This is a genomic window from Vibrio sp. 10N.261.46.E11, assembly GCF_041472735.1.
Taxonomy (GTDB): domain Bacteria; phylum Pseudomonadota; class Gammaproteobacteria; order Enterobacterales; family Vibrionaceae; genus Vibrio.
This window is the reverse complement of record NZ_JBFRQW010000026.1, coordinates 1-25,170: the sequence shown is the minus strand read 5'-3', so window position 1 is coordinate 25,170 and position 25,170 is coordinate 1. Positions and strand designations below refer to the sequence as shown.

The window sequence follows — 25,170 nt, the reverse complement described above, 5'->3', positions numbered from 1 at the left end:
TTTCAAAAGTGTGAAAAAAGTAGCCGCAATATTAGATACTTAAGATCGTCTCTCTAAGCCTAGGGCTTAAGCGACTTTAGTGATCTTAACTGGACACTTCTTGTAGTCCGTCTGTTTAGACAGAGGATCTGTTGCATCCAAGATCAACTTGTTGATCAGAATTCTTGCATCAAAGAATGGTACGAATACCAAGCCTTGTGGTGGACGGTTACGGCCGCGAGTTTCAACACGCACACGAACTTCACCACGTTTGTTTTCGATAAGAACTTCATCACCACGGCGAAGACCACGAGCTTTAGCGTCAGCAGGGTGGATGTAGCAAAGTGCATCCGGTACTGCTTTGTAAAGTTCTGGTACACGACGAGTCATAGTACCTGTGTGCCAGTGCTCAAGAACACGACCTGTACATAGCCACATATCGTATTCATCGTTTGGTACTTCAGGTGGCGCTTCGTATGGAGCATTGATGATCAGTGCTTTACCATCTGGTTTGCCGTAGAAGTCCCAACCAGAACCTTTCTTAGCGTATGGATCTGAACCTTCTTTAAAGCGCCATAGTGTTTCTTTACCGTCAACAACTGGCCAACGTAGGCCGCGTACTTTGTGGTAAGTATCGTATGGTGCTAGATCGTGGCCGTGGTCGCGACCAAAGGCTGCGTACTCTTCGAATAGACCTTTTTGAACGTAGAAACCTTGTGCTTGTGCATCGTCGTTAAGCTCTTGAGCTTCAGACAGAGGGAAAGCATCAACATTGCCGTTTTTGTACAGCACGTCGTACATCGTTTTACCACGATACTCAGGTGCTTTAGCTAGAAGCTCTTCGCCCCAAACTTCTTCAACAGTGAAGCGTTTAGAGAACTCCATGATTTGCCATAGGTCAGACTTTGCTTCACCTACGGTTTTCACTTGTTGGTACCAAGCTTGTGTACGACGTTCAGCGTTACCATATGCACCCTCTTTTTCGATCCACATTGCTGTTGGAAGGATAAGGTCGGCCGCTTGTGCAGTTGCTGTAGGGTATGGGTCCGAAACAACAATGAAGTTATCTGGATTACGGTAACCTGGCAGACGTTCAGTGTTGATGTTTGGACCAGCTTGCATGTTGTTGTTACACATTACCCAGTACGCGTTGATCGTACCGTCTTTTAACGCTCGGTCTTGCGCAACTGCGTGTTTACCCGGTTTAGGTGGGATAGTGCCTTCTGGAAGCTTCCAGATGTCTTCTGCAATCTTACGGTGTTTAGGGTTAGCAACCACCATATCTGCCGGTAGACGGTGAGAGAACGTACCAACTTCACGAGCTGTACCACACGCAGATGGTTGGCCAGTTAGTGAGAATGGGCTGTTACCTGGAGTAGAAATCTTACCTGTAAGAAGGTGGATGTTGTACACAAGGCTGTTCATCCATACACCACGAGTATGTTGGTTCATACCCATAGTCCAAAGTGACATTACTTTAATGTTTGGATCGGCGTATTGCTTAGCCAGCTTGATAAGGTCATCTTGAGATACGCCTGACATTTCAGATGCTTTCTCAACGGTGTACTCAGCGACAGAAGCTTTGTAGTCTTCGAAGCTGATATCAGTCATTTTACCTGAGTTAGGGTTCGCAGCTGCTTTCTGTAGTGGGTCATCGTCACGAAGGCCGTAACCGATGTCTGTCGTTGCTTGCTTGAAGTTCGTGTGTTTGTTCACGAATTCCCAGTTCACCGCATCGTTTTGAATGATGTAGTTAGCGATGAAGTTAGCAATCGCAAGATCTGATTGAGGTTCGAAGATGTAACCTGTGTCTGCAAGCTCGAAAGAACGGTGGTAGTAAGTAGACAGTACGTTTACTTGAACGTGTGGGTGGCTTAGACGACGGTCTGTAATACGAGTCCATAGTACTGGGTGCATTTCTGCCATGTTTGAACCCCATAGCACAAATGCGTCTGCGTGTTCAAAGTCATCGTAACAACCCATTGGCTCATCGATACCGAAGGTACGCATGAATGCACCTACCGCAGAAGCCATACAGTGACGAGCGTTTGGATCGATGTTGTTTGAACGGAAACCCGCTTTCATCAGCTTAACGGCTGCGTAGCCTTCCATTACAGTCCACTGGCCTGAACCGAACATACCAACGCCTGTTGGACCGTTCTTCTTCAGTGCAGCTTTCCATTTCTCAGCCATTACGTCGAACGCTTTGTCCCAAGATACTGGTGTGAAATCACCATCTTTGTGGAACTCGCCGTCTTTCATACGAAGAAGAGGCTGTTCAAGACGGTCTTTACCGTACATGATTTTTGAAAGGAAGTAGCCTTTAATACAGTTAAGGCCTTTGTTTACAGGCGCTTCTGGATCGCCTTGAGTCGCGACCACTTTGCCGTTTTGAGTACCTACTAGTACCGAACAGCCCGTACCACAAAAACGACAAGGCGCTTTATCCCACTTAATTTTTGTTTGATCTGAGCTAGCAATCAGGTTGGTTGCTGTTGCTGGTAGAGTTACACCTGCAACGGCTGCCGCTGATGCAGCTGCGTTTGCTTTCACAAACGCGCGTCTTGTCATTTTCATACTTCACCCTCAAGTTGAGAATTGTTGCTTCCAGTTTCTAAATCCGTTTCGTCTAGTCCAGTCTCGATTTGGTGGTAAACCAAAGCTGTCCCTAAAACGTTCGTAATATTATTAATTTCTTCGATGGTGTCCGTAACAAAACCTTGGTTCTCGGTTTCTAGGACCACGATGATTTTGCCTTCAGGGCTACTGCCGTAGATTTCCGCATTATCGTATTGCTCGATTTGTGCTTTGATCTCGTCTAGATGCTCTGGGCTCACATGCACGACTAAACTTGATATATGCACTTCATTTAGTGCCATAAATTGCTCTCGTTATTTTTGTTTTATGCATTACTCACAAGAATAGCCGAAGTAGGGCAAACTGCTACGCAGGCTCCACAACCGCTACACTCATCTAACTCGATTTTTGGTAGAGCAACACTGCCTGCTCTAAGTTGAAATTGAATCGCCATAGGTTCACACATGTCACCACAGCTTCGGCATTCAACATTTTGTTGTGCTAAGCATTTATCAGAGATAGCTGCTTTTGCCAGCCAAGGCGTCTCTTCCTTGGGTTTAAAAATTGGTTCAGGACAAACGTCTGCACATTGATAGCAGAATGTACATTCGTCTTGTGAGAAGTCGACAGTAGGAAAACCACCGTCGCCAACAATGATGATGTGTGTCTCGCAACTTTCGATGCACTTGCCACAACGTGTACAATCATCTGCAAAGCTTTCTAGACTGTTAATCCAAGGCAATCGAATCTGGCTTGAATCTACTTTTCGCCTAGAAAATAGGCGTCGTTTCGATAGGTCTACCACTAAATGCCCATTAATGTTGCTAAGATGTTGTAATTGTAGATCATTGTTTCGTTAATATCTTGTCATTTATCCTCACAAGTAGTGTAGTTTTAGAAATATTTGTATAAATACCCCTTAAGGGCTAAATAGGATCCTATATTGTCTTAGATCAATAAATTATGAAGCGTTTGGTCACATATTGAATGGAGCTCTGTTTTTTGATGTGTGACAATGGGTTTCAGATAGCCACTTATATACCTTCAGGATATTAACATTGCTTATTAAACCTGTTTCATCTGTGACGAGTACAATAGCGAAATCATTATTATTAATATTGCTCCTTTCAGTTGCCACCACTGGTTTTGCTATTTTTACATTGGCGTCTAGCCTTAACGATGCCGAAGCCGTTAACGTGGCAGGCTCAATGCGTATGCAAAGCTACCGCTTAGCGCATGATATTCAAATAGAATCAGTCGATTATGATTCACATATTCGTGAATTTGAAAGTTCGCTTTATTCCACATCAATGACTAATTTAGTGAGTTGGGAAGTACCAACTGATATTACAAATGATTATTATTTAATAATTGGCCGTTGGCATGAATTGAAGCAGGTCTTAAATAGCGAAGATCGAAAACATTACCTTGTGTTGGTTAAAAACTTTGTTATTGAAATCGACCGCTTTGTTTTTAAGTTACAAGAATTTTCAGAAAATAAATTAATTAAATTGGCATGGGCTGGTGGTATAGGTCTAGGTGGAATACTCGTCATATCTCTTTTTGTTGTTCATTTTGTACGTAAACAAGTTGTTAAGCCCCTACACGCTCTCGTTAGAGCTAGCCAGAGAATCAAAAATAGTGATTTTGAGGTTAAGTTAGAGGTTACCAACAATAATGAACTGGGCATTTTGACTAAAACATTTAACTCGATGGCGAAAGATTTAGGGGTGCTGTATCGAAACCTTGAAGATGTTGTCGATGCCAAGACGGTTGAGTTACAAAATGCTAACCAATCATTGCAAGCACTCTACTATTCTTCTCAAGAACTCACGGTAACGCGTGTTGCACCAGAAAATTTCCGAGCTATTTTGCAACACTTGGTCAGCCTAGAAGGGATTGAATCGTTAAGGTTAGAAATCGTCGATAATTCTGGACGTTCTTTGATTATGGATGAAGGGTACGACCCGACTTGCGACTATGAAAAGTTTGAAATGAAACTGGATGATAACGAACTTGTTTTGGGCTACCTGTATTGCTCATATCATCATGGTCATTCGACTAAGACGTTAATTGAGAGTTTTATCCAATTGTTATCGAGAGCTATCTACTATAATCGCGCTCAAAAGAAAGCTGAGCAGCTTATTATTATGGAAGAGCGAGCGACGATTGCGCGTGAACTGCATGATTCCTTGGCCCAATCGCTGTCGTATTTAAAAATCCAAGTGACATTGTTGAAGCGTGTGATTGGTAAACTTCCGGAACATAAACATAGAGAGCAGTCAGAGCAGATAGCATCTGAGCTAGGGAATGGATTAGCGGGTGCCTATACTCAATTGAGAGAGCTACTCACCACATTTAGGTTATCCATCAAAGAGGGTAGCTTTGGAGATGCTTTGAGCACCATGCTAGAGCAACTCAGTGAAAGAACCGATGCGAAGATCAAATTAACTAATAACCTTTCATCGTTAGAGCTTGATGCACACAGTCAGGTTCACTTGCTTCAATTGATTCGTGAAGCAACAATAAACGCAATAAAACACGCCAATGCCGACTTGATAGATGTATGCTGTATCGATGAGGACGGACAAGTATTAGTCGTGATAAAAGATAATGGAGATGGCTTTGACCCAAGTAGTTCGAAGATGAACCACTACGGAATGAGTATTATGCAGGAGCGTGCGGCAAGACTGAATGGTGACTTAACGATTGAAGCGGCTCAAGGTGAAGGCTGTACAGTCATATTGAAATATAAAAGTTTAAAGGAAGTTAAAGTTGACGATTTGTAAAGTAATGTTGGTTGATGATCATCCATTGATGCGCAGAGGTATAAGCCAATTACTGAGCTTTGAAGATGAATTTGAAGTGATTGCAGAAGCAAGTAACGGTACTGAAGCGGTCGCTCTTGCCCATGAAGAAGAACCTGATTTGATCTTGTTGGATCTGAATATGAAAGGCATGTCTGGGCTAGATACCCTGAAAGCACTTCGTACTGATGGTTCAAGCGCTAACATCGTTATTTTAACGGTTTCTGATAGCCCTGCGGATATCGAAGCGATTGTTAAAGCGGGCGCCGATGGTTACCTATTGAAAGATACTGAACCCGATGAGCTGATTGAACTGCTTAAGCAAGCACATAGCGGTGATAAGGCTTACAGCAGTGTTGTAGCTCGTTACTTGAATGATGCTGATAGTCGCAACGACATCTTCGACCAACTGACTGAGCGTGAGATGCAAATTCTTCAAGAAGTCGCGAAAGGTTACCGCAACAAGCAGATCGCCGATCACCTGTTTATTTCTGAATCGACAGTTAAGGTACATATGAAGAGCTTGTTGAAAAAGCTGCAAGTACCTTCTCGTACCGCAGCAACCGTTCTTTATTTAGAACGTTATGGTGACATGAAGTAGGGCTTGTTCTTTTTAAGTAATACTATTTAAAGCCGTGCTGTTTCAATCCCTTGTGACATTTTTAGTGTCATGCTCCAATCGATAGAGTTTTGAGTTTTCTAAAATAATATGACGCAAAAAAGGCGCTGAACTTATTAAGTTCAGCGCCTTTTTGTTAGGGCATTTTATATCGGCATCTCTATCTTAGTTTGTATCAGTCTAGATAGAGTGTTTCTTTAAGTTAAGCTGCCATTGGAACCAATACCAGCGTACCAAAGATAACCGTGATAAGACCACAGATTACTGGAACAGAAGTACGTTTTACAACTTCAAACGGGCTGATTTTACCCATACCCGATGTCGCAACAATTACGCCAGATACTGGAGAAATGGTACGGCCTAAGTTAGATGCTTGAAGCATAGGGATGATTAGGAACGCTGGGTTCAAGCCCATTTTCGCCGCTAGTGATGGAGCCAGTTCTACGAATGCATAGAAAGGCGCGTTACCAGAACCTGTCGCGATAGCTGCAGCAACCGTTAAACCTGTTAGGATAAGCATCAATGCGATACCACCAGCACCTGCCGATTCAGCAAGACCGATTAGGTTATCAATCGCACCGATAGACATTAGACCTTGAGCAAATACGCCCGCCGCGACCAACAGCATTACCACGCCTTTGAACGCGTCAGCCATGCCTTGGTAGCAAGAATCTAAGTCTTCTAATGTTTTCTCTCCGTCAAACTTCTTAACAACGTAATCGATAACTGCACCCACGAAGATAGAACCTACGACGATGGTGTAGATATCAAGAGAAAGCCCTGGAATCGTACGACCGTTGAATAGGAAAACACCGATGATAGGTAGGAATGGCAGTGCCGCGTAGAAAGCCGGTGCTGTTGTTTCGATTTCAGAAACGTCTACTTTTTCCATTGGCGTGTTTTCTTTCTTATCTAGATATTTGTTCCAGAAGAAAGCCGCGCCTGCCATTACGATGATTGCACAGATAGAAACAGGCAATACTGTTTGAACAGCAAACACATCAAGAGACATGCCTGATTTTTCAGCTGCGATAACCACATCACCAGAGGTTGGTGAAAGAATGATGGCTGCAGGTGACGCACAAACCGCAACGGCTGCTGGGCGAGAAATACCCATTGCCGTCATCATTGGGAATAGGGTTGCCATCAATAGGACACCAAGACCCGTTGCAGAACTTACAGCTAGAGACATTAGACACGCTACGATGTAAGCCGCTACAAGAAGTACATAGGGAGATTTGATAGCAGCAAGCGGTTTAGAGAACTGTTTCACTACTACGTTGTTAGCACCAATGTGCGTCATGTAAGAAGCAAAACCACAAAGAAGCATGATTTGCATGCCTAGGCCGCCCCCACGGTACTTAAGCATGTACTTAACAAATTCTAGTGAGTCGGTAACCATGTTACCTGTTGATGCGACTTTAGCTGGTAAGACTGTGTGACCAATAAGGCCAGTAATAAGAAGTAGGGCAAGGCCAGCAGTTAGTAACACGCCCGCTGCTTTATAGCCTTTTACAATAAAGTAACCAACAGCAATGGTAATCACTAATCCGATCAAGAGCTCTAACATAGAAATCTCCACAAAGTTTAAAAAGTATAAGAAAGTGTTTCAGAATATGACAATGAATGTACAGAAAACTGCACTGTGGCACGAGGCAAACTTGAGTTTGGTATGATCTAAGACAAACATTTTTTTTGATGTTAATTGTGGTTGTAAATATTGATTAACTACTGTTGTTTGGGTGTTAATAAACAAATTTTAGAACTCACTAGAATATAACTTGGATCACCTTTGCTTGTTTTAGTTTCATATGGTGGAGTTGTTTTATAAGGCGTGGGTGTTTGTTGTGTGTTGAAAAGAAACGTGTAACGAAATGGGTCTTTATCTTAGAAATGCGGTCAAAGTGGCGGGTTTTTATACGTAGAATGAGCAGATATAAGTTTGTACAAAAGACAAACCCTGCGTTGAGAGCAGGGCTTTTATTGAATCAGTAATGAGTGACTGGTTAGGCAATGTGCGTCATTTTATTAAGCACAAAGGTTTCAATACAACCTTCAGTCGCAGCCATGTACTCAGCGATGTGTTGGCTCGCTAAGTGTTTCTCTAGATGAGCTTCAGACTCCCAGTTCTCATGAAAAACGAAGTGAGCAGGGTTACTGTTATCTTGGTGCAGATCGTAGTTGATACAACCGTCTTCAACACGAGTTTTATCGATCAATTTAATCATCTCAGCTTTTACAAGCTCAGTTTTGTCTTCTTTAGAGACGATCGTTGCAATAATAGTTAGCTTGCTCATTTTCAATTCCTTAGATCTAAACTCAGTAAGTTAGAGTAATATAAGTATAAATTCAGGTTGAAGAAAGAGTTCTGGAATCCAATAACTATGGTGCTTAGCGTCCACAATTTAAATCCGAGATCATAACGTTAGGGTGATCGGTTGCGCTCATAAAAAAGCCCTCATAGAAATATGAGGGCTTCAAATAAGAGTTAAGCAGTGTCGTTACTGGTACATTAAGCGGACTATCCTGCCTTAAGTATATTGTTCTATCTTAAGCATACTGTTCCACTGTCATTGCCCAATTTTTTTTCTGTTGCTCAAAATTCATTTTGATTTGTTGGTAACGAACTTTAAGTAGAGAGTGTTCGTACTTCTTCACAACATCTTCACGTTTGCTTTCAAGTAGCTGCTTTTTGACTTCGTAATACTCGTTCATGTTTGATACTAGAGCATCGAATTCTTGTTGAAGTTTGTCCGCGATTTGCTGCTTGTCGGCACGATGCATGATCTTTTGCTGCGTGCGTTTAAGTAACATTGATGCTTCTGCTTTTTCGATACGAGCTTGAGGGGTTTTCTTAAGCTTGCTTGCCAATCCCATCAAAGAAGCACTCTTGATCAACCATTTTGTAGGATCGTATTGCCACCAGTAGATGCCGTTGCGGTAATCGTTCTCAAAGATGTGGTGGAAGTTGTGGTAGCCTTCGCCAAAAGTTAGAACCGCTAACACACCGTTATCACGGGCCGTGTTTTTGTCGGTAAAAGGTTGGCTACCCCAGATGTGAGCAAGAGAGTTAATGAAGAATGTCGTGTGATGGTTAAGCACCAAACGAACAGCACCTACGATTAACAACATGCCAAGTACGTCACCGTAAATAACACCTAAAGCGATAGGAACACCGAAGTTCATTAGCAATGCCAACAGAACATAGTGCTTGTGCTGCCACATAACAATTTTGTCTTTCTTTAAATCTCGACAATTTTCATAATTTTCATACATCGAGGTGCTGTAGTTACGAATCATCCACCCGATGTGAGAATACCAAAAACCACGTTTTGCTGAGTATGGGTCTTTGTCGTTGTTATCTACATGCTTGTGGTGCACACGGTGATCAGAAGACCAGTGTAACGCGCTGTTCTGCAGGGCAAATGCGCCACCTAGTGCAAACAGGAATCTTAGGCTTGAATGCGCTTCAAACGCTTTGTGTGACCATAAGCGATGATAACCCGTCGTGATTGAAAGGTTACAGAACGTAAAGCAGATCGCTAGCCATATCCAGTGCTCCATACCATAGCCAAAAAAGTAGCCATAAACGGGAGCTGCAACAACAGCAAGCAGCATACTAAAAGAGAATACAAAAATATTGAGCCAGATTAATGGCGGCTTTTTTGTAGATTGTTTGTCGGCACTATTCATTAGCAAATTTCCATTGAGCTTACATCTGTGCGCTAGAATATCAGCGTACACGTGTAAGTCAATATTGAAAGTGTAAACGTGCATTAGTATGTTTTACTTAAATATTGTATAAAGGTAGTGTGAAATGTAGTAGCAAGTCATAAATGGAAGTACTAAGGGCTAATAAATGGAAATTAAAGTAGCTGAATATAAAGATTATGAGCGGATTGCCCAATTGCACGCGGATAGCTGGAAGCTATATTACCGTGGCATTCTTGCTGATGATTACTTAGAAAATGATGTTTTGGAGGATAGGTCTGTTATTTGGCAGACTCGTTTGATTAATCCTCCTTTTAACCAACATGTTTTATTGCTTGAAGAGGGTGGTTTACTGGTTGGTTTCGTCTGCGCGTTTGGTAATCACAACTTTGAGCGTGGTACGTTCATTGATGCGTTACATGTCGACAATAATTACCGCGGTCGTGGTGTTGGTAAGCGTTTGTTGTCTGAATTATCAAAGTGGTTACAGCAATACTATTCGGACTCAGGACTGTACTTAGAGGTGATGTCTGAAAATCACCAAGCCATTGCTTTCTATCAAGCGATTGGTGGTAAAGAAGAGCTAGAACAAGTTTGGAACGCACCGTGTGGAAGTCAAGTGAATGAGAAGGTGATCTCTTGGAGCTCTCCCGTTGAACTTGAACAGAAAACAGCAAGCGTTGTGTATTCTTAGTCACTTCAAGTTGAATAATGGTTCCTTGCTCAACAGCTGCCTCTTGCTGAAGTTGCTTTAAAGCTGAAGAACAAACCAAAAAGCCCCGACCATTAAATTGTTCGGGGCTTTTTTGATTAGAGTAGACGCTTCAATTATTTGCCGTTTAGTCGCACCATGTGATTTTTTCTTAAAACGAATAGATCTTAACGTTTGTTCTTCAAGTAACGCTTGCGGCGCTCTTCTTTCTTCTTAATTTGTTGTTCTGCTTTCAGTGCGGCTGCTTCTTCAACTTCGATCAACTCTTTGGTAATCATTTCTGGTAATTCCAGAGTCACTTTGCCTAATGTACCATTACGCAGTTCGTGAAGTAGGATTTCCGAGCACTTGTGAATGTCGATATGTCCACCAGCTCGGAGTGCACCGCGCTTACGACCAATTGCTTCCATCAATTCGATGTCTGACTCTGGCAGTTCTTCAATTTGGTAGCGTTCTTGTAAAAGATTAGGGTATTGCTTTGCAAGGTACTCGACTGTGTAGAATGCCACTTCATCGTATTCCATTGCGGTATCTTTTACCGCGCCGGTTGCAGCCAGGCGGAAGCCACTGTGTGGGTTTTCTACTTTAGGCCATAGAATTCCAGGGGTGTCTGAAAGGATCACGCCATTTTGCAGATTGATGCGTTGTTGGCGGCGAGTTACTGCAGGTTGGTTACCTGTAACTGCGATCGTACGTCCCGCTAAACAGTTGATGATGGTCGATTTACCCACGTTCGGGATGCCCATGATCATGGTACGAATGTTCTTACCCATTTGTTCACGGTGCGGTGCCAGTTTACGTACTAGCTCCATAACATGGTTCACTTCTTCTTTTACGCTTGTAGTAATCGCAATCGCTTTAACGCCTTGCTCTTTTTCAAAGTGTTCAATCCAACGCTCAGTAAGCTCAGGGTCGGCGAGGTCGCGCTTGTTCAACACTTTTACACAAGGCTTATCGCCGCGCAGTGAAGAGATCATTGGGTTTTCACTACTGAACGGGATACGAGCGTCCAGTACTTCGATGATCACATCAACCTGTGGGATAACTTCTTCGATTTCTTTACGGGCTTTATGCATGTGACCCGGAAACCATTGAATAGACATAGAGATAAACCTTGATAAATATATTTGCTGCACATTGTAAGGGTTGGATGATACGTGTAAAGGTATATCTCTCCCGACCTTCAATGAGCTCAGTGAGTTTGCTTGAAGTATAGGCGACTTAGTGATGTTTATTAGCTTAGATTGACCTAATGAAGGTGAGATCCATTACTGTTGTGAAGTATAAAAAGCCGCAATATCTTTCAAGTCTTGATCACTAAGTTTACTCAGCTGTGTTTGCATCATTTCAGCGTAATCGCCTTGTCTATCACCATTTTGGTAAGCTTTCATTGTGTTATAGAGGTAAGTTGAATCTTGGCCAGAAAGTTTAGGGTAAGCAGTGCTACTTATTTCACCCGTGGGGTTATGACAGAAAATGCAACTTGGTGACTTCATTTTACCCAGTTCAGGATCGCCAAAATTAGAGGCATGAAGGCTAGGGGAAAGAGTGAGTAATAGTAAAGTGAAGGATCGGTAAGTCATGCATTTGCTCCGGTAAAAACATAACAATAAAGCTTACCCTAAGGGGAAGCTCAAGTCCGAATTGCTTTAGATGCTTTAGATATTTTAGAAGCTAATAGTGTTGACAGTTACAACTGACTTCGTTCTGTTAGGCGAGTAGAGGGCTTAAGAAGTGATGTTTTGTGAGTTCACAAATTCTACTCGTGCTTTAGATGACAGAATGTAATTAACTCACTGATGATAGGATTTAAACCTCATTGTTCAGTCTAACTGTGATTCTATGACGGAGGGGGGATAATAGAAGCTCACCTTTTCAAGGGCCTAAATTATAATACGATCTGTTGTAAAAATAACTGTATTCCAGTGTCTTTATATTTGTGACTCAAATATTAACTACATGCCAGGTTGTATAATAGTCTCTAAACTATTGATAAAATTTGCTTTTCTTATTGCTTCTTTTCGGTTGGTTACGTTTATTTTTTTATATATATTATATACATGTGTTTTCACTGTACTTTCTGAAATAAATAGTTCACTTGATATCTCTAAATTTGTATCTCCTCTGATAACTCGTTTAAATATTTGAGCTTCTCTTTTTGTAAGGGTAGATAATATTACCTGTGACTTGAATGTTTGGGATCGCGCATTGGATAAAATATGCGACATTAACTTCCTCGGTAGCCATAGGTCGTCATCACAGACCGTTTTCAAGCAACGTGTAAGGTGCTCTACAGGAGCATCTTGATAGATTATGCCCTTTATATTAAACATGTTGAATAGTTGCATTACGGTAATACTCTGTCCGGTAATATCAGAGGGAACATCATAGATTACCCATTTGTTGGACTCTACTTTTGATAAGGTGATGTAGACATCTTTGATGTCAGCTAAGAGTAAGTAACTAATGAGAATGACATCGAACGTCTTGCGATGATTCGAACGTTCAATGCCTGAAATACATTCACGACTAAAACAAAAGTCACTGTATTTCTCTATTTCTCGTTGAATAAACTGGTTATTTATACCGTTATCGCCAATTAGGAGCATGTGCTTTAAATTATTTTTACTGTTATGCATACTTTACTCCGAAACTGACAAATCGTGTTGTGATTATATGATACTAGGTTTTATATAATTGCGTTGCATATCTCAGGATTTATATAATTACATATTTAAGGCTGCTGTGAAAGGAGGGGTTCTATAGAAATTTGTAATGTATCGTCATATATTCCTCCCGGTTTGTTCTCTGTTTCCCCAATTACAAAACTCAAAGGAATAGGTTGACCGATCGTAGCCGAAATACGCTGAATTTTTGCATCAAGTTGACCGAGGTTTACTCTATCGTTATCTAGGGAAAGTTCGTATGGAATATCCCATTTTGTCTCATCAGATTCATGACGTAGCATCCCTTGATGGGATGATTCCAATACGATGGTATACGCTGTATTACTTTGCACCCATAGGTTCGGTGCAGAACGAATAATCTTGTTTGAATATAATGTTCCTAGATCAAGGTCATAATGCTGTTGAGTTAACCCATAAAAGTGAACTTTTGCAGCTGGTGGCACGGTAACGGATACTGGGAGTGAGCTAGGGCTGATCTCTATTTGTTGGTTGTCTGAGGTATAAGAGGGCGACACTTCTAAAAGCCCCCGGTAGGTTCCTGACGCTAGCCACTGTTTGCTTGGGAAACGCATTTGTATGGTTGTCGAAGGTTGACTGTCGGTTAATGATAAATGCCACTGATTCGCGATTGGCACACCTACTTGTCCACTCCACTCGAAGTTGAGTTTGTCTTGGTTTAACCCTTTTAACGTCCGACTGGTATCGTTAAGTTGTAAAACCAAACTCAATTTACAGGCTTCTCCAACTATATTTGCATCGATCCTATAAGTATTAATTTTTGCGTAAGTACCTGTGTTGAAAACGTCGTATTGCGACTGGGATGAGACGGGTTGAATAGTCAATGCACTAGCTTCACATGCTAATACAGAGGGTATCGAATTCATGGCGATGAGGAACCATCCTCCCCACCGAAGTTGTTTAATCCACATACACATCTCCTAGTCTGATCAAGTTGTCACTGCGCTCGCTGAGAGTAATGACGGCTGACTCTTGTCCTTTAGTGTCGAGAATCAGTTGATATTTCCCTGGCTTTAACCCGGATATCGCAAATATGCCACTCCGATTGGTAAAGAAGTCAATCGGTAACTGTTTAGATTCACCAAGGTAATGTGCTACACCAGCGACAAGTGAAATTGGATTGTTACTTTGACGGTCGTATAGCTTACCGATCACGGTTAAGACCGCATCGGAACCAATTTGTAGTTGGAAGCCCCGTTTATAGTCAGGCTTAACCCAAAAAGCACCATCCCCCAAATCATATCCTGGTGGTAAGTTATCGACCTCATAACCGATGACTTGGCTATTGTAAGCAACAAGATCAGGGACCATGGCACTGGCATCTCCGTTAAGGTAAACACGTGCGTACTCTCCGTCTTTTGTTGGGTCCAATGCCACGTCATTCTCTGCGAGACTTTCGTGCTTGCTGACAATAGCAAATGCTTCACGAACCGGTCTGCCTATCGTTACCGATGAACCTGCAAACGCAAGTGCACTGCTGATAGTCACGTCGGTACTGTGGTTTCTTGTGTCACCACTAATGTCGTCAAGTCGAGAGGCATGGGTCGCACTCAATTCGTAACGGTTTGCTGTATAGTTAATACCAGCGTCCATATCGGCGTCCGTTTCTTCATTCGTAATGACACTCGCAAACCCTGATATCCCTCCGGTGTTACCTATATTATTCTGATAGCTGTAATCTAAGGCGGCTTCTCTTAGCTCTGTGCTGTAACGACCGACGACACGAGTTTGTCGGCTAAGAGGCCAACTTATGGTGAGCGTAGTGCTGATGTCATCGCCTTTACTGGCGTGATCTTGATAGCTAACTCGGGCACTCCAAGTCGCGTGAGTATCAAACAGTCCATCCGATAAACTCGGGCTAATTAGCCAATAGTCGTTCTCTTTGTCTATTCCTGAACGGTAATTGACTGTCATGGCGGCACGTAAAGATCGACTTAGATAAATCGAACCGAATGCAGAAGCATAGTGAGTGGTTAAGTTGATGTCTTTGTCGGAGGCGTCAAACCCAGCAACACCAGTAAAATTGTTGCTCAGATACTCATAACTAACACTCAGTTGTGGAGCCAGTGTATTCTTACTGGAAAATTCCGCATCAAATGCAAATTTGTAAGCATCGCCAGTTCCAAATACAGGATGTTCGCTACGTGAAGCATTGAGTTCAGTGACTCCCCATCTAGAAGCGATGAGTGCGGTAGTTCCATATTGATATAAATCTTCACGGGTTTGAAAGTTGGAACCTAACGTTAACCAAGGGTTAATCCCCAAATCGACATAACCATGGAAAATACGCTCATCGGTTAGGTATTCTAGTTGTCCATTTTGGAGTTCAGAGGGTGCTCCGTACATAATGCTATATTCAAACTCACCTCTATTGAGTAAGTCGTTACCAGTCGCAATAGAAAACTCGATACGCTCTTCATTCCCAGAACGATCGGTAATGACGAGTACAATATCGTTACTACCTTGCGCGAGAGGTATATCACTCAGGTTGTAGCTACCAGCGCCTAAAGTTAATCGTTGAACTGCAATCCCATCTATATAGACATCGACATTCGAGGCTCTTTGAAGTGTGAACGATTGATTGGCTCGTGGTCGTGCATTTCTGGTTGGAATCAGTGTGAAATCTCGAGTTAAGCCAATACCAAGTATGTCGGTGCTGTCCTGAAAAGATTGGCCACTGTTGTACATATCGCCGAGCACAAGTCGTGTACCTTGCTGTGCAAAGTCAATATTAAGACGAGTTCCTTCTCTCACATATTGTGACTTTTGTGATGAACCATTTTCTAAATAGGATTCATATTCAAAATTGAAAAAACCAATGTTAAGTGCCGAGTCGAATTGACTGCGATAAAGATCTTGCCTTGACGATTTTTGATCGACGTATTGGCTCTCATTGGCGGAAAGGGCCACGTTAACGTATCCGCTTAACAGACTTGGCTCAGCATAGTTATAAAAATCATCTGCGCCGTTCATCGAGAGTTGTTGGGTTAAGCTAAATTCTGGCGGAACCGTCACGATACATTCCAACGAAGAAAAGTCGAAATTAAGTCCCAGCCCTACGCTCTTAAAGTGGTGCTGCGACAGCATCTCATCGTCTGTTGTGTTATGGAGCTTACCAATACCTTCTTGAGTGACGACAGACGAAAGGAGAGACAGCGTACTTTCCTTTGGCAATAGAATTTCGTTGTTTGCGGTAATGATAATATCCGCTTCACCAAGTATGGTGTCACTTATTCTTAGTAAAGAGGTAAGTTGAATATCGCGTCCTGTCGGGTTCAATACCATTTCCTGCCCCCAAGCTACAGGGCTTAAGGCGGTACAATAAAACAGTACTAATCCCAAGACATAGAAAACTTGCCACATCTTGTGAGAGGTTTCAGTTTTCATATCCATGATAAGTGCCTACTGGTAAGTAATTTAAAGAAGAAGGCAAAGTAATAGTCGAGCGTGGTGGAATAAACTGTTCACCTAAAGCCTCATGTACCTTTTGGTTCTGAGATTCGAGCCCCTTAAAATGAAGTAACGATGTATAGGTAAATCGCGACCCTGAATTAGTGAGTGTTAGTTTTCCTTGTTCATCTATATGTAAGTTCACGTCAGGCTCTAGCGAGGATGAGTGAATGTGCAACAACGCATTGTAGTGAACTTGCAAATTGATACCGGTTGTTAAACTGGTAGGACTGTCCACTTTTCCGTTGTTTTGACCAATATTCACGGTACTGAAACGAACAAAGTAACTTTGGGAAGTTTCGAGTGAGCGGTTTCCCAACCATTGTATACGGAATACTTGACGCTCACCGGGTGCCAACATAGCGGCAGGTGGAAACACAAACATCACCTCACTCGATAGATCTGATGTTTGGAACGTGCCATCAGGTAAGAATTTCAAACGACGAACGTTAGCTTCAAGTGGGAGATCCCGCGTTGAGTTGTTAGTCACAACCAGTTGCGATGTTGCCCTGTGATCGGTATTGAGTTCAATGACGGTTGGAAACAGTGTTATGCCAAACGCTTGTGCACACAGAAAACAAGAAATGAACCCACCCAAAATATAACGTCTCATTGCTACTGATCCTGCTCGATTTCAATCGATAGCGTGTCTACATTGTAATTTTCAAGTGGCTGCATTTCGAAAAAACGAGTGGAATAGGGAAGAACTAAAGTTCCTGGAATACGTTTGGCGATTTCTACGCCTTTTAAATAGGTTGATTTTGTGCCGTCAGAAATTTTCCATGTCGTATTGGTTAACCGACCATAACTATTACCGCTGTTCAGTACTTCAAGGACCCATTTGTTATTCTTGTCATTTGGTTCGATACTTTTAATTTCTAGTTGAGAGGCAGTGTTCTGAGGTCGCACGTTGATAAGCGTATTAAACTGAAGTAACAGACTCACTTGCCCTTGGTTGCTGCTTGCTCTTTGAACTTTCATTTGCTTAACAGCAATACGAAAAGCTTTTGATTCTGTAATGGACGGATCGCCTAAATATCGGACCATAATAGATTGCGAACGCCCAGGCTCTATAATTGCAGTTACTGGAATCACTAATAGCTCGTCATCTGCAGGCGTCGTGGTCTCTTTTCCGTATTCATTCATAGTCATAAATACTGGAGTCAGTTCCACTGTGAGTGGTTCGGTAGACGAATTCTCAACCCTCATCGTCATTTGAGCTCTTTTACCAAGTGGTGTCATCTCCATAGACATCGGCTCTACTTTGAACGCATGAGCTGACAAACAAGTGAGTGACAACAATAAGAGAACAGTCCATTTATGCATGATCCATTTATACATCGCGATGAGCTCCAAATTAAACTAGAGTCGGTAATACAACTGAGGTTAAGTTTTAATACCACTAAGGCTTAGATGAAGTCGGAGGCTAAATAATAGCCCCCGACTTATTTAACCTCTAATTTGAGGTGATATTTACGGTTAATGTATCTGAATAACCACCTGCCCATGGGGAGGTTTCTGTTGTCACAATATCAATGGACGCGGCAACACCAGTCGCCAATACTCCAGAACCACCATAAGAGTTACTGACTGAAACGTCATTTTGACCTGGGCCACCTGGTGCATTTAGTGTGAAAGGTGCTAAGCCTGAAGGGTTAAATGTTGCATCGTAGGTAAGAGCGTAGTCTTCGCTATCATCGGACTCTAGACCACCCTCAGCACTCGTCAGTGTCACAGTTGCACCGTCGACGTCATTACACTTCATGTTAAGGCCACTAACAGAAAGGTTTTGAATTTGAGATACGTTACCAAAGTCCATCAGTTGTGTTGAAAGACCAGTAACTTCACATACAGGTGAAACAAAACCAACTAGCTGGACATCACCAGGAGCGGCTTGAACTTGAGCACCAAAAATAGCAGTGACTGTTGCTGCGTAGAGTGTTAGCTTTTTCATTAGAAATTCCTTTATCTTAAATGATTGGCTCGAATACTGCTGAGCGTATTTTGTTCTGCAGATACATTGCAGAGTTTTTACTTGGTCACGCTATGAATCGAAGGGTAAACTTCGATTTCAATAACGTCTTGATAATAACCCGCGAAACGCAAGCTATTTTCGAGTGCTACCCTAAGGCTCCCCTGTTGAGAGAAAGGAATAACACCAGAACTGTTTATCATTACTGGTGAAGTAAGTTGGCTGCTGTGCCTACTTTCATAAAGACGAAGCTTGTCTATTTGTAATGACAGATTATAAGTTTCAATAATATCAACCCCTTGGTGCTGATATTTTAAGCCTCCATATTTTGAATTAATCGTTATACCCAACGGACGATTACAATACATAATAAAAGGCAATAGTTGCACATCACGGTGTTCCGTAAACTTCATGACATTGCCAGAGAAGAAATTTATTTCGCATCGAGCTTTGATCTGGCCGTTAATTCCTAACGTTAAGGTGTTAGCACTGGTGTAGAATGAAAGTGACAGGCTAAAAATTAACGTTGAGACGATGAAGTTTCGAATAATTACGAATGCTCTAATCATCATTTCACCTCTCATTGATTGAATGTAACCTGTTGCTTAACTTTCAAAACTATAAGTGCTTTAAAAAATGGTGAAGTAGTAAAAAAAGTTTATTATTTAGACGAAGTATGAGTTTTAGTATGAGTTTAAGGTAAGGTATAGAGAGTACATTTTTAGATAATAATTTTGTTTTCAATTAGATAGGCAGATTTTGACCCACAGTTAAATTTACGAGTGAATTTTTCTTAATTGATAAAATTAGAACTATGGTCTACGGCGTTATTTTTGGTGAATTTTTCGATGGATTAATCTTCCAGGAATATTTTATTTTTAGTTTTATTCACTGGCTTATAATTTGAATATGACGATTTTTAATTGTAATAGTGTACAGTGGCTATCTATATTGGTTGATAAATTTCTATTTAAATTAGCCTATTACGATGATTTTTTAGAGTTGATGTGTTTTATTTTTAAATACCGTACGTGTGGTAAATAGAAAATGAAATTATTACTATTAAATTATTTGATTTTATTGGGCGCGAAAAATTCAATCTCACAAATTAAAATCGAAATTTAACGAAAATTGAATGCTTAAACGCAGGTTTAATACATAGAAGGTATTCACATAGGCCAAAACAAGATTGCGTTCTGTTGCAGTTAATTTAGTGGAGTCTATTAGGCAGATTAGTCGGTATAGGTGAGTTGGCTATTTTTCGGTGGAAGAGGTGAATGATTTTTTCTGAAAGACTAAAGCTTCGTAAGGGAAGCTCTAGTCTTAACTGCTTTTATGCGAATCTTGTTCAGCGTTAAAGCGCATTTTCCAACTGAGTTAGGAAAGTCGTGATGTCTTCTGAGCTGATATCTCTATGAGTAACAAAACGTACAGGGTTACCTGGTGACATTGTAATGCCTTGTTCTCCTAACTCCCGTGCGATACGGTTAATATCAACCGACTGATCTAACTTCGCAAACACAATATTAGTCTGAATGAAATCAGGGTTAACAGAGAAACCTTCTAACTTGCTTAAACCAATCGCTAGTTTTTTTGCGTTTTCATGGTCTACTTTAAGTTGAGCCACGTTCTCCGTGAGCGCCATTTTACCTGCTGCAGCAAGAATACCAGCCTGACGCATACCACCACCGACCATTTTACGCAGTCGACGAGCTTTAGCGATGTACGCTTTGCTACCAAGAAGTAGAGAGCCAATCGGAGCACCCAAACCTTTTGATAAACAAATTGTCATCGAATCGAAGTGTTGAGCGATCTCTTTAATGTGAACATCTAGTGCAGCCGCCGCATTATAGACACGCGCGCCATCTAGGTGCATTTGCAGGCCGTGTTGGTTTACGAACTCACGCGCTTCCGCTAGGTAAGAGATTGGCAGCACTTTACCATTGATTGTGTTTTCTAAACTAAGAAGCTTAGTACGAGCAAAGTGGCTGTCGTCTGGCTTAATCGCAGCAGCAAGCTTTTTAAAATCTAACGTGCCGTCAGGGTTGTTCTCGATTGGCTGAGGTTGAATCGAGCCAAGCACTGCAGCACCGCCGGCTTCATACTTATAGTTATGCGCCTGTTGGCCACAAAGGTATTCGTCACCGCGCTCACAGTGCGCCATTAAACCCAGCAGGTTGGCTTGTGTGCCGGAAGAAGTGAACATAGCCGCTTCAAAACCGGTTTCATTTGCAGCCCATTGTTCCAGATCGTTGACGGTTGGGTCATCGCCATATACATCATCGCCTACTTCTGCATTTGCCATTACATCACGCATAGCTTGCGAAGGTTTAGTTACGGTGTCAGAACGAAAGTCCATGTTTATCTCCTAGAGAACTTTAGGTAGTCATATAATTGGCTATAGATGGCCACATAGTTGGGCTTTGCTTAAACAAGCGATGGTTTTGGTATCGGTAATTTGATCGTTGCGAATTTTATGTTGCAGCTCTTCCAAGCTAAGTTCAATAACCTCTATGACTTCATCTTCATCACATTCAAAGCGGGTAGTAAGGCTTAAGTCTTTTGCGATGAATAAGTGTTGGATCTCATCACAGAAGCCAGCTAAAGGGGTAACTTGCCCTAAGCTCTGGAAATAAGTTGCACTGTAACCCGTTTCTTCTTCGAGTTCGCGTTGTGCACATTGAAGAGGTGTCTCATCAATTTCCATCGTGCCAGCGGGGAGTTCCAAAAGCCATTTCTTAAGAGAAGGACGAAACTGGTTAATGAGGATGATTTTTCCAGACGAAGTGATAGGAAGAATAACGGCCGCGCCGGGGTGGTTTATTGTTGTATGTTTTACCACGACGTTCGTAGGGAGCGTCACGTTCTCTTCTATAAGAGAAATACTTTTCCATTGATGGATAACTTTACTCATGCAATCTGGCCACTTTCCTTGCCAATTTTTCTTATAACTGAAGACGTGTACCACCATAACGTCTATGGTGTCGAAAATAAAAGAAAAATTAGGGTTAACAATAGATTTAGTTTCACACCATTCGTGATGTTATTCTCATAATTGGAATCTATGATTGCGCGAAAATTGCAGCTTAACCATCTGATATAAAGGCAACTCAATAATAAAAGATACTTGTAACAAAGTGCTAACAAATGTATAAAAACGTATCTACACTCTCAACTGTTCAAAGATTTTCGGAGTAACGCATGAACCTTTCTATTTCCTCACATGCTGACAAGGCGCTACTCTCTGAAAGAATCAATAAATTAGCGCATGCTCTCTCTGATGGCGTTTATGAAAGAGAAGACACCATTAAGCTTTGTTTACTAGCGGCTCTGGCTGGCGAAAGTGTGTTCCTATTGGGCCCTCCGGGTATCGCAAAAAGCCTTATCGCTAAACGGCTCATCCAGGCTTTTGACAACAGTAGCTACTTCGAATATTTGATGACACGTTTCTCTACTCCTGAGGAAGTGTTCGGCCCACTAAGCATTCAAGAATTAAAAGATAACGGTCGTTACGTAAGGCTGACCGAAGGCTACCTACCAACCGCGCAAGTTGTATTCCTTGATGAGATCTGGAAAGCAGGCCCTGCCATTCTCAATACGTTACTGACTGTGGTTAACGAAAAGACATTTAAAAATGGCGCAGACATTGAGCGTGTGCCGATGCGTCTATTGGTTTCAGCGTCTAATGAACTTCCTGACGAAGACAGTGGACTAGAAGCACTTTATGACCGAATGTTAGTTCGCGTGTTCGTCAACCGTATTCAAAACAAACAAAACTTCAAATCGATGCTAACGACAGGTACTTCTCAAGAAGCCGTCATTCCAAAAGGGTTAGCGATTACAGACATTGAATATCATCAATGGCAGAAAGAACTCGATAATCTGGAGTTGACGGATAATTCGTTTAACAAGTTATTTGAGCTAAAAACCATGCTTGAAGACACGATTAAGAAGCAAGGCTCAGCGTCAGAGTCGGATTTGTATGTTTCGGACAGACGCTGGAAGAAAGCGGTTAAATTATTGAAAGCGAGCGCATTCTTCAGTGGCCGTGATAGCGTTAACCCGCTCGATATTATGCTTCTTCAAGATTGTTTGTGGCATAGCCCTGAATCTCGCGATGTGGTTCGTAGCGTTGTAAAAGATTTTGCGTTGAACCGAGCGTTTGATCAGCAAGAGTCTAAATCTCAAATCGAAATGTCTCGTGAAGAGCTAGAAGAGATTCAAGATGATGTTGAATCGACTCTGTCGGTGTCGCTCTCTGTGGAGTCAACCAGTGGCTTACGACGTAAAGACGTTTACCAACATGATATCAAGAACGCGAAAATGTACAGCGTCGGTAGCGCATACAATCTTATTAAATTGGTTATGCTGCAAAGCAATATGTCGGTGTCTGAATCTGAGAAAGGCGATAGTCGTTGGGTGTATGTAGCCAAAGATGATTTTGACCGTGTTTTAAAAGAAGGTCATGGCGACATTTACGGTTACGTAAACGAAAACAAAAATCTATGCCGTTTAAAGCTCGACTTGGATGCATCCAATCAATTAGTGATCAAAGACATTGCTAATCGTTCTGTATTGGTGAGTGTGGTGACTACTGACGGTTTAGATCAAGAACTGTATAACAAGTGGTTGAATGGCGCTGAGAAAGCCCTAGAACAGTTAACTGCAGCAGAATTTAAGTTAAAAAGAGTACGCACTGAATTCCATGACGCATTGCCGCATAACTATATTGACCCTGATTTACCGAAAGCGATGGAATCAAGCTTACAGGCGGTAACACAAGAGCTTGAAACGACGAAAGTAAAAAGTAGCAAGATCGCACAACGCATTAAGTTCATGAGTCAGTACTTTGAGTAAGAGGGGGAGTATATGTTAGGAGCTGACGGCTTAAACCTCGCTTTGATGGTGGCTGACTCAGGTATCATTGATACCGCGATGAATGATCTTATCGCTCGTTCTCAAGTGATGATGGCTGCTGAGAATAAAGGTGTGAAAACATCAGTCAAAAACCACTTAGTTAAATGGCGCGGTAAAGTGAAAAAACGCGTCACTAAAGTGTGTGAAACCGACCGTTTCCAAGAGGAAATCGCACTTTACCAAGAAGTGATTTACTGGGATGAATCTCAGTTTTTTGACGAGATTGATAGCGTGATCAAGAAGCTGGAGTGGCACTCAGCATTTTATCTACAAGCAAGACGTTTGATGGAAAACAATAAAGGTGTTTATAACGCGATGTTTCCACATTACTTTTGTGATCAATGGTACCAATCGCTCTCAGACGCCATCAAGCAAGCTCAAGTCACCGAACTCGAAACAAGCAAAGAAAAAGTCTTAGCTGATCTTTATCAGCGCATGGAAACCATGAAAAACATGGACAAAGTGACAGAGTCGGGCGATGAAGGCAGTGTAGGGCGCTTATGGGACATGGCATCGGCCAAGTTAAGCAAAACAGACCTAACCATCATGAAGCGCCACGCTGAGTTTCTGAATAAGCACAAGGGCTTGCAAGAGATCGCAGAAAAACTAGGACGTATGGCTGCTGAGGAAGATGATCCTTCGCTACACAAAGCTCCTGTAGAAGAACTGCAGATGGTTGAAGAGAAAAGCGATGAAGCGGTCGATGATATTGTTGGGATTCACGAAAGTGATGATCTCAACAAGATGCTGCCAAACGAAACCATGTTCCTCGCTTACCCTGAACTTGAGGTTATCTTTTATAAGCACTTGGCCGACAAGCGTTTATTGAGCTATCGTTCGCAAGGTAAATCACGGACATTGCGTAAAGTGAAAGCGCAAAAGCCTGATAGCAAGAATATCGATATTGAAAAGGGCCCGTTTATCGTCTGTGTCGACGCTTCTGGTTCTATGAGCGGTTTCCCAGAGCAGTCAGCCAAAGCTATGGCTTATGCTTTGATGCAGATAGCTCTAGCTGAAGAGAGAGACTGTTACGTGATTCTGTTCTCTTCTGAGCAGATCACCTATGAGTTAACAAGGCAAGATGGCCTACGTGAAGCGAGTGACTTTTTAAGCTACTCATTCCATGGCGGTACAGATTTAGAACCTGTTCTGATGAAGTCGATTGATTTGATGACGGGTGACAAATACAAGAACGCAGATTTGATCGTGCTTTCTGACTTTATTGCTCCTAAGCAGTCTGATGAAATGATTGCTCAGGTCGAAAAATTGAAAGAGCACAAAAACCGTTTTCATGCGGTTAGTCTTTCGAAATATGGCAACCCACAACTTATGACGATGTTTGACCATTGTTGGGCTTACCATCCAAGCCTAGTCGGTCGTTTTATGAAGAAGTGGTAACGTCGAATTCCTTAATTTGCTCCATTTTGCTGCGTGTTTATTGATTGAAGAGATCGAACATGCAGCAATTTGATTTAAATGTCAGCAAACGGATTTGAAATTCATTTTTTTGTTTGACTATCTCCCCGCGATCCGTAAAGTGGGCACCCGAACACAGCGGTGTGGCTTGCTTTAGCCCCTAAAGTGTTGAATTGAAAAGGCGCCTTGGCAGAGTGGCTATGCAGCGGATTGCAAATCCGTGGACCTCGGTTCGACTCCGGGAGGCGCCTCCATTCTTTCTCTTAGTTTGAAAAATTAAGAGGTAATAAGAATGAAAATGCGAT

General features: G+C 42.0%; 22 protein-coding genes and 1 tRNA gene. 6 read left to right on the top strand and 17 right to left on the bottom strand.

Annotated features, from left to right (window positions below; translation table 11 throughout):
• Nucleotides 1-66: 66 nt before the first annotated feature.
• From napA to napF, 3 genes are read right to left on the bottom strand one after another with little or no spacing between them, the layout of a single operon-like run.
• On the bottom strand, nucleotides 67-2,556 hold the full coding sequence (napA, locus tag AB4407_RS08960; protein WP_372120299.1) for a periplasmic nitrate reductase subunit alpha: 2,490 nt from the start codon (nucleotides 2,554-2,556) through the stop codon (nucleotides 67-69).
• Complete coding sequence (locus tag AB4407_RS08955; RefSeq protein WP_009845453.1) at nucleotides 2,553-2,858, bottom strand: chaperone NapD; 306 nt, start codon at nucleotides 2,856-2,858, stop codon at nucleotides 2,553-2,555. Before AB4407_RS08955 ends, napA begins: the two co-directional genes overlap by 4 nt.
• 23 nt (nucleotides 2,859-2,881) lie before the next feature.
• A complete protein-coding gene (napF, locus tag AB4407_RS08950) occupies nucleotides 2,882-3,361 on the bottom strand; it encodes a ferredoxin-type protein NapF (RefSeq protein ID WP_372120298.1) in 480 nt (159 codons plus the stop codon).
• Between the two features lie 253 nt (nucleotides 3,362-3,614).
• Between napF and narQ the strand changes: the two genes are divergently transcribed.
• Both narQ and AB4407_RS08940 read left to right on the top strand, forming a co-directional pair.
• A complete protein-coding gene (gene narQ, locus AB4407_RS08945) occupies nucleotides 3,615-5,345 on the top strand; it encodes a nitrate/nitrite two-component system sensor histidine kinase NarQ (protein ID WP_372120297.1) in 1,731 nt (576 codons plus the stop codon).
• The gene (locus AB4407_RS08940; RefSeq protein ID WP_009845450.1) at nucleotides 5,332-5,964 is read left to right on the top strand and encodes a response regulator; all 633 of its coding nucleotides are present in this window, start codon (nucleotides 5,332-5,334) and stop codon (nucleotides 5,962-5,964) included. The genes narQ and AB4407_RS08940 overlap by 14 nt, the downstream gene beginning before the upstream one ends.
• Nucleotides 5,965-6,184: 220 nt before the next feature.
• Here AB4407_RS08940 and dcuC read toward each other — a convergent pair whose 3' ends face one another.
• From dcuC to AB4407_RS08925, 3 genes are all read right to left on the bottom strand, one after another.
• Nucleotides 6,185-7,552, bottom strand: coding sequence for an anaerobic C4-dicarboxylate transporter DcuC (gene dcuC / locus AB4407_RS08935; RefSeq protein WP_372120296.1), 1,368 nt, complete (start codon nucleotides 7,550-7,552; stop codon nucleotides 6,185-6,187).
• A gap of 436 nt (nucleotides 7,553-7,988) precedes the next feature.
• Nucleotides 7,989-8,279, bottom strand: coding sequence for a putative quinol monooxygenase (locus AB4407_RS08930; protein ID WP_102526037.1), 291 nt, complete (start codon nucleotides 8,277-8,279; stop codon nucleotides 7,989-7,991).
• 253 nt (nucleotides 8,280-8,532) lie between these two features.
• A complete protein-coding gene (locus AB4407_RS08925; RefSeq protein WP_009845442.1) occupies nucleotides 8,533-9,675 on the bottom strand; it encodes a fatty acid desaturase in 1,143 nt (380 codons plus the stop codon).
• A gap of 166 nt (nucleotides 9,676-9,841) precedes the next feature.
• On the opposite strand from AB4407_RS08925, the gene AB4407_RS08920 reads away from it, so the two are divergent.
• On the top strand, nucleotides 9,842-10,387 hold the full coding sequence (locus AB4407_RS08920; RefSeq protein ID WP_019824456.1) for a GNAT family N-acetyltransferase: 546 nt from the start codon (nucleotides 9,842-9,844) through the stop codon (nucleotides 10,385-10,387).
• A gap of 185 nt (nucleotides 10,388-10,572) precedes the next feature.
• Here AB4407_RS08920 and ylqF read toward each other — a convergent pair whose 3' ends face one another.
• From ylqF to AB4407_RS08865, 11 genes are all read right to left on the bottom strand, one after another.
• Nucleotides 10,573-11,508, bottom strand: a complete 936-nt coding sequence (gene ylqF / locus AB4407_RS08915; RefSeq protein WP_372120295.1) for a ribosome biogenesis GTPase YlqF — start codon at nucleotides 11,506-11,508, stop codon at nucleotides 10,573-10,575.
• A 165-nt stretch (nucleotides 11,509-11,673) separates the two neighbouring features.
• Complete coding sequence (locus tag AB4407_RS08910) at nucleotides 11,674-11,988, bottom strand: cytochrome c (RefSeq protein WP_372120294.1); 315 nt, start codon at nucleotides 11,986-11,988, stop codon at nucleotides 11,674-11,676.
• A 372-nt stretch (nucleotides 11,989-12,360) separates the two neighbouring features.
• Nucleotides 12,361-13,044, bottom strand: coding sequence for a helix-turn-helix transcriptional regulator (locus tag AB4407_RS08905; protein WP_009845438.1), 684 nt, complete (start codon nucleotides 13,042-13,044; stop codon nucleotides 12,361-12,363).
• Between the two features lie 95 nt (nucleotides 13,045-13,139).
• Nucleotides 13,140-14,021 (bottom strand): hypothetical protein, encoded by an 882-nt coding sequence (locus AB4407_RS08900; protein ID WP_372120293.1) that lies wholly within the window; start codon nucleotides 14,019-14,021, stop codon nucleotides 13,140-13,142.
• Nucleotides 14,011-16,503: a fimbria/pilus outer membrane usher protein gene (locus AB4407_RS08895; protein ID WP_372120292.1), complete on the bottom strand. Its 2,493-nt coding sequence runs from the start codon at nucleotides 16,501-16,503 to the stop codon at nucleotides 14,011-14,013. The genes AB4407_RS08900 and AB4407_RS08895 overlap by 11 nt, the downstream gene beginning before the upstream one ends.
• On the bottom strand, nucleotides 16,487-17,173 hold the full coding sequence (locus tag AB4407_RS08890; protein WP_372120291.1) for a molecular chaperone: 687 nt from the start codon (nucleotides 17,171-17,173) through the stop codon (nucleotides 16,487-16,489). Before AB4407_RS08890 ends, AB4407_RS08895 begins: the two co-directional genes overlap by 17 nt.
• A 2-nt stretch (nucleotides 17,174-17,175) precedes the next feature.
• A complete protein-coding gene (locus tag AB4407_RS08885; protein ID WP_372120290.1) occupies nucleotides 17,176-17,901 on the bottom strand; it encodes a molecular chaperone in 726 nt (241 codons plus the stop codon).
• Between the two features lie 115 nt (nucleotides 17,902-18,016).
• On the bottom strand, nucleotides 18,017-18,514 hold the full coding sequence (locus AB4407_RS08880; RefSeq protein WP_017076027.1) for a hypothetical protein: 498 nt from the start codon (nucleotides 18,512-18,514) through the stop codon (nucleotides 18,017-18,019).
• 77 nt (nucleotides 18,515-18,591) lie between these two features.
• Nucleotides 18,592-19,116, bottom strand: coding sequence for a hypothetical protein (locus AB4407_RS08875; protein WP_372120289.1), 525 nt, complete (start codon nucleotides 19,114-19,116; stop codon nucleotides 18,592-18,594).
• Between the two features lie 770 nt (nucleotides 19,117-19,886).
• Nucleotides 19,887-20,891: a low-specificity L-threonine aldolase gene (gene ltaE, locus AB4407_RS08870; protein ID WP_372120288.1), complete on the bottom strand. Its 1,005-nt coding sequence runs from the start codon at nucleotides 20,889-20,891 to the stop codon at nucleotides 19,887-19,889.
• 39 nt (nucleotides 20,892-20,930) lie between these two features.
• Nucleotides 20,931-21,446: an NUDIX hydrolase gene (locus tag AB4407_RS08865; protein WP_009845430.1), complete on the bottom strand. Its 516-nt coding sequence runs from the start codon at nucleotides 21,444-21,446 to the stop codon at nucleotides 20,931-20,933.
• Nucleotides 21,447-21,733: 287 nt separating this feature from the next.
• On the opposite strand from AB4407_RS08865, the gene AB4407_RS08860 reads away from it, so the two are divergent.
• From AB4407_RS08860 to AB4407_RS08850, 3 genes are all read left to right on the top strand, one after another.
• On the top strand, nucleotides 21,734-23,389 hold the full coding sequence (locus AB4407_RS08860; protein ID WP_372120287.1) for an ATPase RavA domain-containing protein: 1,656 nt from the start codon (nucleotides 21,734-21,736) through the stop codon (nucleotides 23,387-23,389).
• A gap of 12 nt (nucleotides 23,390-23,401) precedes the next feature.
• Complete coding sequence (gene viaA / locus AB4407_RS08855) at nucleotides 23,402-24,847, top strand: ATPase RavA stimulator ViaA (RefSeq protein WP_372120286.1); 1,446 nt, start codon at nucleotides 23,402-23,404, stop codon at nucleotides 24,845-24,847.
• Nucleotides 24,848-25,045: 198 nt separating this feature from the next.
• Nucleotides 25,046-25,119, top strand: a tRNA-Cys gene (locus AB4407_RS08850).
• Nucleotides 25,120-25,170: the final 51 nt, after the last annotated feature.